This is a genomic window from Pedococcus dokdonensis (genome assembly GCF_900104525.1).
GTDB classification, from domain to species: Bacteria; Actinomycetota; Actinomycetes; order Actinomycetales; family Dermatophilaceae; genus Pedococcus; species Pedococcus dokdonensis.
In genome coordinates, this window is record NZ_LT629711.1 from 2,619,612 (window position 1) to 2,634,644 (window position 15,033).

A 15,033-nucleotide genomic window follows, 5' to 3' on the forward strand; every position below is an offset into this window, starting at 1 on the left:
GCGGCCGCGGGCACGCTCAGCCGTCAGGCCGACCCACCTGGACTGCCGCGTGCACCGGGTGCTCGAGCCGGTCGCGCCGCTCGCGCCGGTCGAACGCCCGGCGCTGGCGGCGTGGGTGGATTCGCCTCCCGGGGGAGGCAGCTCAGTGCGCCATGGTGGAGGATGACGCCGTGGCCAAGCCCCGGTTCGAGTTCCGCAAGCGCAAGGGTCATGACCTCACGCTCACCGACGACACCGGACAGAAGCGTCGCGCGACGATCGCGCCGGTGGAGGACCCAGCTGCCGTGGTGACCCGCGAGGAGGGTTCGTTCACCTTCGGCTACTGCAAGTCGTGCAACTGGGTTGGTCCGGCCCGCCGCGCGCGCGGCAAGGCCCGCCGCGACGTCGAGGCCCACCTACCCGAGTGCCCCGGTGCCGCCAAGGTCCGGATCGGCACCACCACCGAGTGAGGAGCGCCGTATGACGTCCACCAGCTTCACCGTGCACACCACCTTGTCGCCGCGCGAGGTCCTCGACGTGATCACCGACTTCGGGCCCGACCGCTCGAAGTGGTGGCCGAACGTCGACGAGGCGCACTTCACCCTCCATGACCGGGGCACGGACTGGGCCGAGGTGACCGAGGGCACCGGAATGGGGTGGGAGCGCGAGCGCTACTCGTGGGATGCCTCGGCCGGGACCGTCACCATCGACACGCTCGACTCGAACCTCTGGGGGCCGGGCAGCCAGTGGCGCTACGCGATCACGCCGTCGGGTGGCGGCTCGGACCTGAAGGTCACGCTGGACCGCAAGCCCAAGTCCTTGACGGGGCGGGTCGTCGCGACCCTCATCCCCCTCGTCGGAGCGCGCACGCTGGGCAAGCAGTTCGAGTCGGTGCTCCGGCGTGCCGAGAGCAGGAGGCGCGACCTCGGCGGCTGAACGAAGTCACACCCCTCAGCAGCAGGCGGCGGCGGTCGGCTCAACCCGGATCTCGTCGACCGCAGTGGTGCCGGCCAGGGCGTCGACCCGGTGCGACCGATCCGCGACGAGATCAAGCAGCGCGTGACGACGCAGCGGGGGCTGAACGCAGTGGCCACCTGAGCGCTCCCGGCACGCCAGTCACAGAGCCGACGAGGGGACTTGAACCCCTAACCCCCTGTTTACAAGACAGGTGCGCTGCCAATTGCGCCACGCCGGCATGCCTGCCGAGGCAGACGGCGACGATCGTACCGGCGGCGGGACTCGCGCCCGGAATCCCCGGCGACCACGCGGCATACGCCCCCCCTTCGCACTTCTGGCCACCTGTGCGGCACCGGAGCCCCGGATCGGGGGCTGGGTGCGGCACCAGTGGCCAGAAGTGCGGGTGGAGCCGCGTCAGCGGGCGTTGAGGTAGCTCTGCAGCGTGCGGACCGTGGCGCGGTCGAGGTGGCGGGCACCGTTGTGGCGGGCGCCGATCTTGGTCTGCAGGGCGCGCACAGTGCGCGGGCCGATGATGCCGTCGGGCGCCGAGCCGACCTTGCGCTGCAGGGCTTTCACGTCCGTGCGCGACAGCGTGCCGTTGACCGAGCCGCCCACCCACCGCTCGATCGCGGCGTTGGTCTTCGGGCCGCGGATGCCGTCGACCACGAGCTTGCCTGCGCGGTGCGACACGGCCGGGGCCTTGCGGGTGGTGGAGCGCGACGCGGTGCTGGTGGTCGTGCGGGCGTTGACCGCTGCGCCGTTGGCCCGGGTCAGTCCGGCGCGGGCGCCACACGTCGGCCACGCACCGGGGCCCTGCGACGCGAGCACCTTCTGGGCGATGGTGATCTGCTCCGCCTTGGTCGCGCGGTTGGCGGTCGCCGCGTAGCGCTCGCCACCGAAGCCGTCCCACGTGCGGTCGGAGAACTGCAGCCCGCCGTAGTAGCCGTTGCCGGTGTTGATCGACCAGTTGCCCCCGCTCTCGCAGGCGGCGACGCGGTCCCAGACCGTCGAGGCCTGGGCGCTGGTGGCAGTGGCCATGCCGCCGGCGACGGTGGCGACGCCGGCCACGGCGACTCCGGTGACGCGACGGCGGACGGGCTTGGCCTTCCGAGCAGAGTGCTTGGGGGCATAGAACATTGCGGGGGGTCCTCTCCTGACCGGCGCCTGCGAGGTGAGCTGTCGGGTTCGGACTGTCAGGTGCCCGGCCGGCGGACCGGCTTCACCCCAAGGCCACCGTGGTGGCCGCGTGTGGGTCCCCCGCCCTCGTCTGCCCGGAGATCTTCCGGCGAGTCACCCACGTGACGAGGCTCGGCGCAGTGGGTGTGCATGTGGCTGTCTGGGTATGCCGTGTGCAGTTGTGTCCGCAGGCCGCAGAAGTGGCGCGCAGGTATGACATGACACCGTAGGCGTCTGCCGGGGGCCTCACAACCGAATCGGGCAATTTGCCTGCGGTTGGAGGTGATAACCGACCGGATTCCGGTCGGTTATCACCTCGAACGGGATGGGGAAGGCGGGTCAGCGGCGGCGGGCCCGGCGTTTCTGCACCATCCGGTGGTCGAACGGCGCCGCCACGAACTCGCCCAGCACGCTGCCCGCCGCGATCGCGAGCAGCACCGCCATCGCCCCGAGCAGCGTGGTCAGTCCGCCTTGGAGCGACAGCGACCCGCTGTCGGCCGACGAGCCGTTCACCATCTCGTAGAGCCCGCGGAAGATCGCCAGACCGGGGAGCAGGCCATAGGAGGCCGGGACCACGAGCACCATCGCCGGCGCGCCCATCCGCAGGGCTAGGAGCCGCCCGGCACACCCGAGGACGATCGCCGCCAGCCCGGCCGCGGACAGCTGTCCCAGGCCGTCGACCTGGGCCACCAGCAAGGACACCGCCACCCCGACCGCGCAGAGCAGCCCGGACGGCAGCACCAACAGGCGCTGGCTGCGCAGCGACACCGCACCGGCCACCCCCACCACGAACGCCCCCACCACCGCGAGCAGCACCGGGGCGTCCAGCGCACGGGTCGAGAGGATCGACGGCGAGGCCAGCTGCAGGTCGAGGACCCCCGTCAGGGCCAGGGCCAGCTGCAGCCCGGTGGCCACCCCGAGGATGATCCCCGCGGTGGTGAGGAAGACCGCGAACATCCGGCCGGCCCCGGTGACCGAGTAGCCCGAGATCGCGTCCTCGAACGCCGACGCGACGGTGCGCCCCGGGAGCAGCACGGTGATGCCACCCGCCACGATGAAGGCGAAGTCCGACGACGACACGGGCAGCCACCCGTTCGCGCCGAGGCTGAACGCGCCCCACGCGATCGCGGTCGCGAGGAAACCGCCGATGGCGCACTGGTAGAAGTCCGGCAGCCCGCCCCGCCCGAGGGCTCGCGCGGCATACCCGACGAGGAGGGCTGACAGCCCCGCGACGAGAGCTGCGACCGGACCCGCCCCGAGCATCACCGCGATGGCTGCGGCAAGCAGGCCGAGCGCACCGCGCACCGTCCACTTCGGCCAGAACCGCGGAGCTCGGCGGATCTCGCGCAGCTGGGCCGCCGCCGCCTCGCGGTCGTAGGAGCCCGCCACCAGGCTCTCGACGAACTCGTGGACCGCGGTCAGCCGAGCGAAGTCACGGGTCGAGGAGCGGACCACGCGCAGCATCGTGATCGGGACACCCGAGGCCGTCGTGCACTGCACCAACAGGGACTGCAGGGTGATGTCGACCTCGACGTTGTCGAGCCCCGCCGCGGCGGACACGGCGACCACCGATGACTCCACCTGGGGGGCGCCGGCACCGCAGCGCAGCATCAGCTCGCCGACGCGCAGCGCCAGGTCGAGCGAGGCGCGGGCCTCGCGCTCCTCGGCGGCCGCCTGGCGCACCCGAGGGTTGCGATAGGGGGTGTGCCGCAGCGACTCGACCATCGGCAGCGTCTCGGTCAGCTCCTCGCTGCGCCAGATCCGGCTCTGCCGCAGGACAGGTCGCCGCTTCGCGGGGCGGGCACCGGGCGCACCGGGCGCACCGGGCGCACCGGACGCACCGGACGCACCCGCGCCCGCACCCGCACCGACTCCCGCGCCCGTTCCCGCGCTCGGCCGGTCCGAGCCGCCGTCGCTCATCAGGGCAGGCCCACGCCGGGCAGCTGCGACGGCGCGTCGGACGGCCACCACACCGGCACGCCGGCGTGCTGCAACGCGAGCAGGACCAGCGCGGCCGCGCCCAGGAGCGCGACACCCACGAGGACCTGGGTGGCTCGCGGACCACGGCTGACGCCGCGCACGATGCTGCGGGTGCCGCGCCGGAGCCCGGAACCGCCCGGACCCCACCAGCCCATCAGGACGCCCACGGCGGCACCCACCGCGAGCGCGCCCGAGGAGTTGGGCTGCGGGTCGCCCCCGTAGGCGGCCACTGCTCCGAGCGCCGCGCTGAAGACGGCGCAGATGCCCACGAGGAGCGGAAGGATCAGGCTCACCACGGTCGCGAGCGCGCCGACCACGAGGTGCCACGGACTGGCCACGACGGCCATCGGGACGTCAGAGCGCCGCACGCCCTTCTGGTGCCTGCGCAGCACCAGCGAGGTGACCGATCGATCCGCGGTGCGGGCGGCCCACGACCACACGACGGCGACGACCGCAGCCACCACCGGGAACCCGGCGAAGCCCGCCACCAGCGCGGCGGCCAGGGCCAGCAGGGTGCCGGTGCGGGCCGGACGCCCGATCCGAGGGTCGGGCTGACCCGGGCCCCCCTCCCACGCGGCCTGCCACTCCGACACCTCACCGTCCTGCTGGTCCCACGGGACGAGCTCGCCCTCAGGCTCGGCGGCCCACTGCGGCTCGGAAGACCAGGCAGGCTCGGGCGACCACGCCGCCCCGGGGCGCGGGTCGGGCGCAGGCGCAGGCGCAGGCGCGGGTGCGAGCGGAGCGGGTGCGGCAGCGACCTCCGGCCGGTCCCAGCGGGCGGTCGGCCGGTGGGAGAACGCCTGGGTGTCGCGCGACGGTGCCGTCAGCGCCTCGGTCACCGGCTGCCCGGAGGCGTAGCGCTCCAGCGCGTCGACGACCTCGTCGGCGTCGGGGCGCTCGCGGGGCACCGGCGACAAGGCGGCATACAGCAGGGGCGCGAGGCGCGGGTCGACACCGGTGAGGTCGGCCTCGCCGCGGCTCACCCGCGACAGGACCACGTCCATCGGGCCACGACCGAACGGTGGCGCGCCGCTGGCGGCGTAGGCGAGGGTCGCCGCCCAGCCCCACCAGTCGGTGGCCTCGGTGACCGGCGCCCCCTCCACCACCTCGGGCGACAGGTAGCCGGGTGTGCCCATCACGAGGCCGGTCATCGTGATGCGGACGTCGTCGGCCACGTGGGCGATCCCGAAGTCGATGAGCACCGGGTCGCCGTCGAGCAGCAGGACGTTGCCCGGCTTGAGGTCGCGGTGGATGACGTCGGCCTCGTGGATCGCGTCGAGCGCCTCGGCCAGCCCGCGCCCCAGCCGCAGCAGCTCCGCGCCGCGGATCGGCCCGGACTCCTTGACCACGTCGTCGAGGGCGGGCCCGGGCACGTAGCGGGTGACGAGGTAGGGGCGCTCCCCGTCGAGGTCGGCGTCGATGACGGCGGCGACCCGGGAGTCGCGGATCCGGCTGAGCACCTGCACCTCGCGGGCCAGCCGGGTGCGGGCGTCACGGTCGTGCGCCACGTGGGGGCGCAGCAGCTTCAGCGCGACGGCCCGGCCGCTGGGGTCGAGCGCGAGGTGCACCACGCCCATCCCGCCCTCGCCGAGCTGCTGGATGAGGCGGTAGGGACCGATGCGGGGGCCCTCGGGCACGGCCGAGCCGCCCTCACTGCCCTCGATCGCCTCCGTCGTCATCCCCCCAAGGGTAGGCGAGTGACCCCTGTGAACTCGTGAGGCTACTGCTGGATGTAGCCCACGAGTTGGTCACGTTCGGACTGCAGCTCGTCGATCCGGTGCTTGACGATGTCGCCGATGCTGACGATGGCCTGCAGCTTGCCGTCGACGACCACGGGCACGTGCCGGATCCGCATCTCGGTCATGGTGCGCGCCAGCTCCTCGATCGGGACGTCGAGCTCGGAGGTCTTCACGTCGGCGGTCATGATCGACCCCACCGGCGCCAGGAGCACCGCGGCGCCGTCCTTCTGGAGGTGGCGCACGACGTCACGCTCGCTGACGATGCCCGTCACGGACTCGCCGTCGTCGCTCACCACCAGGGCGCCGATCCGGTGCTCGGCGAGCAGGTCGAGCAGCCGTTCCACGGTCTCCTCGGAGCGGATGGTGACCACCTGGCCACCCTTGCGTCGCACGACATCCGAGATCCTCATGTTCAGACGGTAGACCGCTCGGGGGGCCACCGCTAGGGGAAGCCGACCGGGCGAGGGGCCCTGCCCACGGCGTTCGCGGGCGGTTCACGCGGGGTTCCCGTGCGGTTCGGGAGCGTCGGTGCGGGTATGCCGTGGGGCAGGCCAGCGTCATAGGGTTGGCTTCGCAACGACACCCTGGAGTTGATTTCCCGTGGCTCGCAGCCAGCACCAGTTCGACCTCGTCATCGCCGCCAACCGGCTGCCCGTCGACCGGGTAGTCGGACCCGACGGGGAAGAGTCCTGGCGCACCAGCCCCGGGGGCCTGGTGACCGCGATGGAGTCGGTCATGCGGGGCCGTGAGGGCGCCTGGGTCGGCTGGGCCGGTGAGGCCGGCGAGGCCCCCAAGCCGTTCGTCGAGGACGACATGTACCTGCGTCCGGTGCCGCTGTCGGAGGACGAGGTCGCGCACTACTACGAAGGCTTCAGCAACGACACGTTGTGGCCGATCTACCACGACGTGATCGTGCCCGCGACGTTCCACCGGTACTGGTTCACCGCCTACGAGGCGGTCAACCGCCGGTTCGCCGAGGCGGTCTGCGAGGTCGCCGCCAAGGGCGCGACGGTGTGGGTGCACGACTACCAGCTGCAGCTCGTGCCGGCGATGGTGCGCGAGATGCGCCCGGACGTGCGGATCGGCTGGTTCGACCACATCCCGTTCCCGCCGGTCGAGCTGTTCGCCCAGCTGCCGTGGCGGCGCGCGGTGCTGGAGGGTCTGCTCGGGGCCGACTACCTCGGCTTCCAGCGGGTCGCCGACGCCCAGAACTTCGTCCGGGCCTGCCGTCAGCTGCTCGGGCTGCCGACCAAGGGCGACACGGTGTCGGTGTCCCGGGCCGACGACAGCCGGCGGGTGCGGGCCAGCGCAGTCCCTATCTCGATCGACTACGTCGGCCTCGAGGAGATCGCCAAGCGCCCCGAGACCCAGCAACGGGCCCAGGAGATCCGCGAGTCGCTGGGCAACCCACGGACCCTGCTGCTCGGGGTGGACCGGCTCGACTACACCAAGGGCATCGGCCACCGGATCAAGGCCTACGGCGAACTGCTCGAGGAGGGGAAGGTGTCGCCGCCCGACGAGGTGTTCGTCCAGGTGGCCACACCGAGCCGTGAGCGGGTCGCGGCGTACCGCGAGCTCCGCCAGGAGATCGAGGGCGAGGTGGGCCGGCTCAACGGCGAGCACAGCCGGATCGGCGCCCCGGCCGTGCACTACCTGCACCACTCCTACCCGCGCCAGGAGATGGCGGCGCTCTTCCTCGCGGCCGACGTCGTCCTCGTGACCCCGCTGCGCGACGGCATGAACCTGGTCGCCAAGGAGTACGTCACCTGCCGCTACGACGAGGGCGGCGCGTTGGTGCTCTCGGAGTTCACCGGCGCGTTCCACGAGCTGCACCAGGCCTTCGTCTGCAACCCGCACGACATCGAGGGGCTGAAGCAGACGATCATGCGGGCGATCGAGACGCCCGACAAGGAGAAGCGCCGGCTGATGCGCGCCATGCGTCGCCGGGTCGCCGACCACGATGTGCAGCGCTGGGCCTCCCGGTTCCTCGAGGCGCTGGAGGTCGCGCCCGAGCGGCCCCAGCGGACCACGAAGGAGCAGAAGGCCGACGACGACCACGCGCACGCCGACCGCCGGGCCCGCGAGCAGAACCACGCCGCCTCCGCCGTCCGGGCCACCTCGTGAGCGGACCAGCCGAGCGGTCCACGGACGCGCACCCCGACCTGTCCGCGGAAACTCCTGCGGACCGGCCTGCGGAGCTGCCCGCCGACCTGCCCGCTGAGCTGGTGACCGCGATCGGGCGGTTGGCCACCACGACGCGGCTGCTGGTGGCCTCCGACTTCGACGGGGTGCTCGCCCCCCTCGTGCTCGACCCGTCGGAGTCCCGCGCGCTGCCCGGCACCCTCGAGGCCCTCGAGGCCCTGGCGGCCCTGCCCGACACGCATGCCGCCGTCGTCTCGGGTCGCGACCTCGACACGCTCACCTCGCTGACCGGGCTGGCCGACAGCGCGGTGACCCGGATCGGCACCCACGGCGCGCAGAGCAGCCGCGGCACCGCCGCCGACCTCACCCCGGAGCAGCAGCAGACCCTCGAGCAGGTGACGCGCGAGCTCGAGGAGGTGTCGCAGGGTCGCCCGCCGGGCGGCTGGGTCGAGACCAAGCCCAGCGCGGTGGTGCTGCACACCCGGCGGATGACCGACCGGGCCGCGGCCGACGAGCTGGAGGCGGCCGCGCTCGAGGTGACCACGCGGCATACCGGCCTGCACGTCCTGCACGGCAAGCAGGTGGTCGAGGTGGGCGTGGTCCGGGCCGACAAGGGCACGGCCCTGGTGGCGCTGCGCGACGAGGTGGGTGCGCAGTCCGTCGCCTACTTCGGTGACGACGTGACCGACGAGGACGCGTTCCGGGCGCTCGGCGACGACGACGTCACCGTGAAGGTCGGCGAGGGGGAGACGGCCGCGCGGTTCCGGGTCGACGGCCCCGAGCAGGCGGCCGCCGCGCTGATCCGGCTGGCCCGGCTCCGCGCCTCCCGCTGACCCCTGCAGGAACCTTTGCTAGCAAAGGTTCCGGGGAGATGGACAGGTTGCAACCTGTCCGTCACACAGTTTCCTTTGCTAGCAAAGGAAACTGCAGTGGCTAGCGGGTGGGGGCGGCTCCGGTCGAGGCACGCACCACGAGCTCGGGGCGGAAGACGTACTCGGCCCGGGGCGACGGCTCACCGGCGATCTCGTCGAGCAGCGCGCGCACCGCGGCCTCGGCCATCGCCTGCACGCTCTGCCGCACCGTCGTCAGCGGCGGGTCGGTGAACGCGATCAGCGGCGAGTCGTCGTAGCCCACCACCGAGAAGTCGCCCGGCACCTGCTTGCCCGCCCGGCGGCCGGCGCGGATCGCCCCGAGCGCCATCAGGTCGGAGCCGCAGACGACGGCGGTGCAGCCCTTCTCGATCAGCCGGGCTCCGGCGGTGTCGCCGCCCTCGACCGAGAACATCGTGCGCTCGATCAGCTCCTCCACGTCGTCGCGCCCGAGCAGGTTGCGCATCGACGCCCGGAACCCGTCCACCTTGCGGATCACGGGCACGAACCGCTCCGGCCCCACGGCGAGCCCGATCTGGGTGTGGCCGAGCTGCACCAGGTGGGTGAGCGCCAGCTCCATCGACGCGACGTCGTCGTTGGAGATGAACGGCGCGTCGATGCCTTCCTGGTAGCCGTTGACCAGCACGATCGGCAGCTCCCGCTCCCGCAGGCTGGTGTAGCGCTCGATGTCGGTGGTGACGTCGGCGTGCTGGCCGGAGATGTAGATGATCCCGGCCACCCCGTGGTCGAGCAGCATCTGCACGTACTCGTCCTCGTTCACCCCACCCGGCACCTGGGTGCACAGCACGGGCGTGAACTGGTGCCGCGCCAGGGCGGTCTCGATGATCTGTGCGAAGGCCGGGAAGATCGGGTTGGTCAGCTCGGGGACGATCAGCCCGACCAGGTCGGCGGTCTTGCGCCGCAGCCGTGACGGGCGGTCGTAGCCGAGGATGTCGAGCGAGGTGAGCACCGCTTCGCGGGTCGACTCGGCCACCCCGGGCTTGCCGTTGAGCACCCGGCTGACGGTGGCCTCGCTGACGTCGGCGTGCGCCGCGATGTCAGCCAGTCTCGCCTTCATGGCGGTGACGGTAGCAAGAACTTGCAGGCCTGGCCGCCCACACGCTGCAAGATATTTCAGGTATGCCGCGTGGGCACCTCGGGTGCCCCACCCTGCGAAAACCTTTACATCCGCCGTGGCCACGACTCGACCGGTGCCTCTCACCGGCGTCTCAACGGAGGGCGCCAGCACTGGCGCAACGCCCCGGCCTGGGACAGACTGAGCCCACCGCGGACACCGATGTCGGCGGGAGCAGCACCCTTTACAACGGATCGTCCGGCACGTTCCTGCCGGTGAAGGAGAGGCAACGACGCCATGGCAACAGTCAAGTTCGACGAAGCGACCCGGCTCTACCCGGGCAACGACAAGCCGTCGGTCGACCGGCTCAACATCGACATCGAGGACGGCGAGTTCCTCGTCCTCGTCGGTCCCTCCGGATGTGGCAAGTCCACGTCCCTGCGCATGCTCGCCGGCCTCGAAGAGGTCAACGCCGGCAAGATCTGGATCGGTGACCGCGACGTCACCAACCTGTCCCCCAAGGACCGCGACGTCGCCATGGTCTTCCAGAACTACGCGCTCTACCCGCACATGACGGTGGCCGACAACATGGGCTTCGCGCTCAAGATCGCCGGCGTCGACAAGGGCGAGATCCGCAAGCGCGTCGAGGAGGCCGCCAAGATCCTCGACCTCGAGCAGTACCTCGAGCGCAAGCCGAAGGCCCTCTCCGGTGGTCAGCGCCAGCGCGTCGCGATGGGTCGCGCGATCGTGCGCTCCCCGCAGGTGTTCCTCATGGACGAGCCGCTGTCGAACCTCGACGCCAAGCTCCGCGTCCAGACCCGCACCCAGATCGCCTCGCTCCAGCGCCGACTCGGCGTCACCACCGTCTACGTCACCCACGACCAGGTCGAGGCCATGACGATGGGTGACCGCGTCGCGGTCCTCAAGGACGGCATCCTCATGCAGTGCGACAGCCCGCGCCGCATGTACGACCACCCGGACAACGTCTTCGTCGCCGGCTTCATCGGCTCCCCCGCCATGAACCTGCTCGACGTCGACGTGGCCGACGGCGGCGTCAAGGTCGGCGGCTCGACGGTCCCCGTCGAGCGCGCGATCCTCGACGCCTCGTCCGGCAAGAGCATCACGCTGGGTGTCCGTCCCGAGGACCTCGAGCTGACGACCGAGGGCCAGGGCATCCCGGTCACCGTGGACGTGGTCGAGGAGCTGGGCGCCGACGCCTACATCTACGGCTCCACCAAGGCCAGCCAGCACATCGAGGACGACGAGGACGAGGGCGTCGAGAAGCCGTTCATCGCCCGCGTCGACGGTCGCAAGCCCCCGCAGAAGGGCGAGACGGTCTACCTCGCCCCGAAGGCCGGCCACGTGCACGCCTTCGACGCCAGCTCCGGCCAGCGCCTCGGCGACTGACCGGGACAGCACCGTATGCCGGGTGGCCGGCTCCCGTTCGCGGGAGCCGGCCACACCGGTTTCCAGCCCGCCGCGACGCTGGGAGGATGACGACGTGGCCCTCGAGATCACCGCTGCCCGACCCGACCCGGCCCTGCTCGACCTGCCGTGGGAGCTCCCGCTGGAGACCTGGCCGGAGGACTACCTCGCGGCTCTGCCGCGCGGCATCTCGCGGCACGTGGTGCGGTTCGTCAAGCTCTCCGGCCGGGTCCTGGCGGTCAAGGAGATCAAGGCCGACATCGCGGCCAAGGAGTACCAGCTGCTGCGGATGCTGAACCGGCTCGACCTGCCGTGCGTCGAGCCGTTCGCCGTGATCAGCGGTCGCACCGCGGCCGACGGCACCCCCCTGGACGCCTGCCTGGTCACGCGGCACCTGCAGTTCTCGCTGCCCTACCGTGCGCTGTTCAGCCAGTCGCTGCGCCCGGACACCAGCACCCGGCTCATCGACGCCCTCGCCGTGCTCCTCGTCCGCGTCCACCTCATCGGCTTCTGGTGGGGTGACGTGTCCCTGTCCAACACGCTGTTCCGGCGCGACGCCGGTGCCTTCGCGGCATACCTCGTCGACGCGGAGACCGGTGAGCTGCACCAGGGCCTGACCGCGGGCCAGCGCGAGCACGACCTCGACATCGCCCGCGTCAACATCGCCGGTGAGCTGATGGACCTGGAGGCGGGCGGCTTCCTGGAAGCGGGGGTCGACCCGGTCGACACGTCCAACCGGATCGTCGAGCGCTACACCGAGCTGTGGGACGAGCTGACCGGCCTGGAGCGGTTCGAGCGCGGCGACCGGTGGCGGGTCGACGAACGGATCCGGCGGCTCAACGAGCTCGGCTTCGACGTGGACGAGCTGGCCATCAGCACCGACATCGGCGGCACCACGATCCAGATCCAGCCCAAGGTCGTCGACGCCGGCCACCACTCGCGTCGGCTGCTGCGGCTCACCGGTCTCGACGTGGAGGAGAACCAGGCCCGCCGGTTGCTCAACGACCTCGACTCGTTCCGCGCCGGTACCGACCGCCAGAACGACGACGAGGAGATCGTGGCGCACGACTGGCTGGCCAGGATCTACGAGCCGATCACCCGCACGGTCCCGCGCAGGCTGGCCGGCAAGCTCGAGCCGGCCGAGCTGTTCCACGAGGTGCTCGAGCACCGGTGGTACCTGTCCGAGCGCGCGGGGCACGACACGGCGATCGAGGACGCGATCCGCGACTACGTCGACAACGTCCTCCCGAACAAGCCCGACGAGGCGACCGTCGTCGGCGTCGACACGGTGGAGATGCCGGTCGTCGCCATGTTCGACGACACCTGAGTTCAAGCCCACATCAGCCACTCGGACGATATCGGGGCCAAACGACACCCTCGGGACTCCACCTCGCCAATACGGTGACGGCGACAACTTCTGCACCGCCTCCAAGGGGAGCTCATGACCCAGGCCCAGGCCTCCTTCACCACCCACGACCAGCTCGGACGGGGGACGTGGACCCCTGTCGCGGGCTGGTGGACACGCGTCGCCGCCCGCATCATCGACGAGCTGGTCCAGCTCGTCGGCATGCTCCCCTACATCATCGGGCTGGTCATGCTGATGGATGCCCAGGGCCTGACCGCCGGCGACGCCGTCAGCCCGTACGGCACGGTCCAGCCGGTCCGCCCCGTCGACCAGGCCACCCTGCTGATCAGCGTGGGCCTGATGGGGCTCGGCGGCATCCTCAGCCTGGTCATCTGGATCTGGAACCGGGTGGTCCAGACCGGCCGCACCGGACAGAGCATCGGCAAGGCGGCCATGAAGATCGTCCTGGTCTCGAGCACCACCGGGCGGCCGATCGGCGGTGGGATGGCCTTCGTCCGCGAGATCGCGCACGTCCTCGACGGCTTCTTCTACATCGGCTACCTCTGGCCGCTGTGGGACGGTCGGAAGCAGACCTTCGCCGACAAGCTGGTCGGCACCGTCGTCGCCAAGGACGTGCGCCAGGCGCAGTCGGACGAGCCGACCTGGGCCCAGCGCGCCCTCGCCTGACCGGCGGGCGCCCGCTGCTAGGTTGCGGGCGACACGAGGGGAAACCATGACCCAAGCACCACCGCCCGTCCCATCCGGCGCCGACCCCGCAGCGGGCTGGGCCGCGCCGGGAGGGTATGCCGGGCCGCCTGCGCAGTCCCGCTTCGACGGACCGTGGGGTCCGCTCGCGCCTTGGGGCACCCGGGTCCTCGCGATGCTCATCGACAGCCTGGTCTCGCTGATCGGGCTGGTCCCCTACATCGGGGGGATCATCCTGTTCGTCGTGGGCGCCCCGGACTCGCGCTACGACGACGACTACTCGGCGTTCGAGTACGCGCCTGCCCCGGACCCCGGCAGCCCCGGCCTGATGGTGGCCGGAGTCGTGCTCGTGGTCCTCGGACTGCTCGCGATGCTGGCGATCCAGCTCTGGAACCGCTGCTTCAAGATGGGCCGCACCGGCCAGAGCATCGGCAAGAAGGCGATGGGCATCCGCCTGGTCGACGAGCACTCCGGCCGCCCGATCGGCGCCGGCATGGCGTTCGTCCGCGACCTCGCCCACTACCTCGACGGGGCGGCCTACATCGGCTACCTCTGGCCGCTCTGGGACGACAAGCGGCAGACCTTCGCCGACAAGATCCTCAACACCGTCGTGGTCGAGGTCCCCAAGACCCCTTGACGCCGGTCTTTGAGGGATCCGACGGACCCTGGTCCGTCGGATCCCTCAAAGTCTCACCGCGCGGGGGTCAGGGACTGGTGCTGCCGTTGCTGAGCGCGGCGATCCCGATGACGAAGACCACGTAGAGGATGCCCACGACGACGCCGGCGATCGCCGACCACATCGCGAAGTTCTTGGCCTTCTTGGAGGAGTCCAGGGCGCCGGCCGCGTCGCCGGAGGCCCACTTGCTGTTGACCTGGGCCGCGAAGACGATCGACACCACCCCGAGCGGGAGGCAGCAGAACAGCGTCGACAGGATCGCCCAGACGAGGTAGTTCGGCGGCGGCGTGCCGTAGCCCCCAGCCGGCTGGTAGCCGCCGCCGGGCGGCGGGGGCGGAGGCGGAGTGCCGTAGTCAGACATGCAGTGGTTCCCTTCGGAGGTATGGTGCGCCGCCCTCCCCGATGGGCGCGGCAGGCCGAAACGCTAGCGGACCCGGTGGCGTACGCGTCGGCAGTCCCGCGTGGACGGGCCGAACGGACGAAGGAGGCCAGGCGGCCCCGCCACCTCCCGCGAGCGAGTCAGGCCGGCGACAGCCAGTTCCAGCCGGGCACGTTGCGCAGCACCCAGAAGGCCAGCACCAGGGCGAGCAGCCCGTAGAGGAGAGCCGCAGGCGCGACCCGGGTCCGTGGCCGGCCGAGCCAGAGTCGGCGGGACCACAGGACGAAGGCGACGAGGAGGCCCCCAGCGGCCAGCACCATCAACGGATTTCGGGCCAGGGCGCCGGCGAGGTCGCCGTGCGCGAGATCGTGCAGGCCACGCAGGGTGCCGCAGCCGGGGCAGTAGTAGCCGCTGAGGGCCAGGAAGGGGCAGGTCGGGTAGTGGCCCGGCTGGTTCGGGTCGACCAGCGCGACGGTGGTCATCACGGCCACCGTGGCGGTGGCGGCCAGGCCGGGCGCCCGCAGCGCCCCGAACCCCCCTGTGGCGAGGGGTGCGGGGCGCTGCGGTGCCACGGTGGACATGACTT

15 protein-coding genes, 1 tRNA gene and 1 riboswitch are annotated in these 15,033 nt (G+C 71.7%); of the genes, 8 read left to right on the forward strand and 8 right to left on the reverse strand.

The genetic code is table 11. The features are described 5' to 3' along the window. Positions 1–170 precede the first annotated feature (170 nt). Complete coding sequence (locus BLQ34_RS12290) at positions 171–449, forward strand: hypothetical protein (protein WP_157693029.1); 279 nt, start codon at positions 171–173, stop codon at positions 447–449. A 10-nt stretch (positions 450–459) separates the two neighbouring features. Beyond that, positions 460–915: an SRPBCC family protein gene (locus tag BLQ34_RS12295; RefSeq protein WP_091785895.1), complete on the forward strand. Its 456-nt coding sequence runs from the start codon at positions 460–462 to the stop codon at positions 913–915. A gap of 186 nt (positions 916–1,101) precedes the next feature. Here the strand turns inward: BLQ34_RS12295 and BLQ34_RS12300 are convergent. The 5 genes from BLQ34_RS12300 to BLQ34_RS12320 all read right to left on the reverse strand — a co-directional run bounded on the left by BLQ34_RS12300 (position 1,102) and on the right by BLQ34_RS12320 (position 6,241). After that, a tRNA-Thr gene (locus BLQ34_RS12300) sits at positions 1,102–1,174 on the reverse strand. Positions 1,175–1,350: 176 nt separating this feature from the next. After that, positions 1,351–2,073 carry a transglycosylase family protein gene (locus BLQ34_RS12305; RefSeq protein WP_091785898.1) on the reverse strand — a complete coding sequence of 241 codons (723 nt, stop codon included), beginning with the start codon at positions 2,071–2,073 and terminating at the stop codon, positions 1,351–1,353. A gap of 9 nt (positions 2,074–2,082) precedes the next feature. Further along, positions 2,083–2,234, reverse strand: a riboswitch (cyclic di-AMP (ydaO/yuaA leader). A gap of 217 nt (positions 2,235–2,451) precedes the next feature. Beyond that, the gene (locus BLQ34_RS12310; protein WP_157693030.1) at positions 2,452–4,032 is read right to left on the reverse strand and encodes a threonine/serine exporter family protein; all 1,581 of its coding nucleotides are present in this window, start codon (positions 4,030–4,032) and stop codon (positions 2,452–2,454) included. After that, complete coding sequence (locus BLQ34_RS12315) at positions 4,032–5,771, reverse strand: serine/threonine-protein kinase (RefSeq protein ID WP_091785904.1); 1,740 nt, start codon at positions 5,769–5,771, stop codon at positions 4,032–4,034. The genes BLQ34_RS12310 and BLQ34_RS12315 overlap by 1 nt, the downstream gene beginning before the upstream one ends. Before the next feature lie 41 nt (positions 5,772–5,812). After that, positions 5,813–6,241, reverse strand: coding sequence for a CBS domain-containing protein (locus tag BLQ34_RS12320; RefSeq protein WP_091785907.1), 429 nt, complete (start codon positions 6,239–6,241; stop codon positions 5,813–5,815). A 190-nt stretch (positions 6,242–6,431) separates the two neighbouring features. Between BLQ34_RS12320 and BLQ34_RS12325 the strand changes: the two genes are divergently transcribed. Both BLQ34_RS12325 and otsB read left to right on the forward strand, forming a co-directional pair. Continuing rightward, positions 6,432–7,955 carry an alpha,alpha-trehalose-phosphate synthase (UDP-forming) gene (locus BLQ34_RS12325; protein WP_091785910.1) on the forward strand — a complete coding sequence of 508 codons (1,524 nt, stop codon included), beginning with the start codon at positions 6,432–6,434 and terminating at the stop codon, positions 7,953–7,955. Next, positions 7,952–8,806 carry a trehalose-phosphatase gene (gene otsB / locus BLQ34_RS12330; protein ID WP_231961111.1) on the forward strand — a complete coding sequence of 285 codons (855 nt, stop codon included), beginning with the start codon at positions 7,952–7,954 and terminating at the stop codon, positions 8,804–8,806. Before BLQ34_RS12325 ends, otsB begins: the two co-directional genes overlap by 4 nt. 100 nt (positions 8,807–8,906) lie before the next feature. On the opposite strand, the gene BLQ34_RS12335 is transcribed toward otsB, so the two are convergent. Further along, positions 8,907–9,920: a LacI family DNA-binding transcriptional regulator gene (locus BLQ34_RS12335; RefSeq protein ID WP_091785913.1), complete on the reverse strand. Its 1,014-nt coding sequence runs from the start codon at positions 9,918–9,920 to the stop codon at positions 8,907–8,909. 294 nt (positions 9,921–10,214) lie between these two features. On the opposite strand from BLQ34_RS12335, the gene BLQ34_RS12340 reads away from it, so the two are divergent. The 4 genes from BLQ34_RS12340 to BLQ34_RS12355 all read left to right on the forward strand — a co-directional run bounded on the left by BLQ34_RS12340 (position 10,215) and on the right by BLQ34_RS12355 (position 14,029). Next, entirely contained in the window at positions 10,215–11,324 is a 1,110-nt protein-coding gene (locus BLQ34_RS12340) for an ABC transporter ATP-binding protein (protein WP_091785916.1), read from the forward strand. Between the two features lie 94 nt (positions 11,325–11,418). Then, complete coding sequence (locus BLQ34_RS12345) at positions 11,419–12,669, forward strand: DUF4032 domain-containing protein (protein ID WP_091785919.1); 1,251 nt, start codon at positions 11,419–11,421, stop codon at positions 12,667–12,669. 114 nt (positions 12,670–12,783) lie between these two features. Continuing rightward, positions 12,784–13,374 carry an RDD family protein gene (locus tag BLQ34_RS12350; protein WP_091785922.1) on the forward strand — a complete coding sequence of 197 codons (591 nt, stop codon included), beginning with the start codon at positions 12,784–12,786 and terminating at the stop codon, positions 13,372–13,374. A 46-nt stretch (positions 13,375–13,420) separates the two neighbouring features. After that, on the forward strand, positions 13,421–14,029 hold the full coding sequence (locus BLQ34_RS12355; RefSeq protein ID WP_091785925.1) for an RDD family protein: 609 nt from the start codon (positions 13,421–13,423) through the stop codon (positions 14,027–14,029). A gap of 67 nt (positions 14,030–14,096) precedes the next feature. On the opposite strand, the gene BLQ34_RS12360 is transcribed toward BLQ34_RS12355, so the two are convergent. Both BLQ34_RS12360 and BLQ34_RS12365 read right to left on the reverse strand, forming a co-directional pair. Continuing rightward, on the reverse strand, positions 14,097–14,429 hold the full coding sequence (locus BLQ34_RS12360; protein ID WP_091785927.1) for a CD225/dispanin family protein: 333 nt from the start codon (positions 14,427–14,429) through the stop codon (positions 14,097–14,099). A 158-nt stretch (positions 14,430–14,587) separates the two neighbouring features. Further along, positions 14,588–15,028: a DUF2752 domain-containing protein gene (locus BLQ34_RS12365; RefSeq protein WP_091785929.1), complete on the reverse strand. Its 441-nt coding sequence runs from the start codon at positions 15,026–15,028 to the stop codon at positions 14,588–14,590. Positions 15,029–15,033 lie beyond the last annotated feature (5 nt).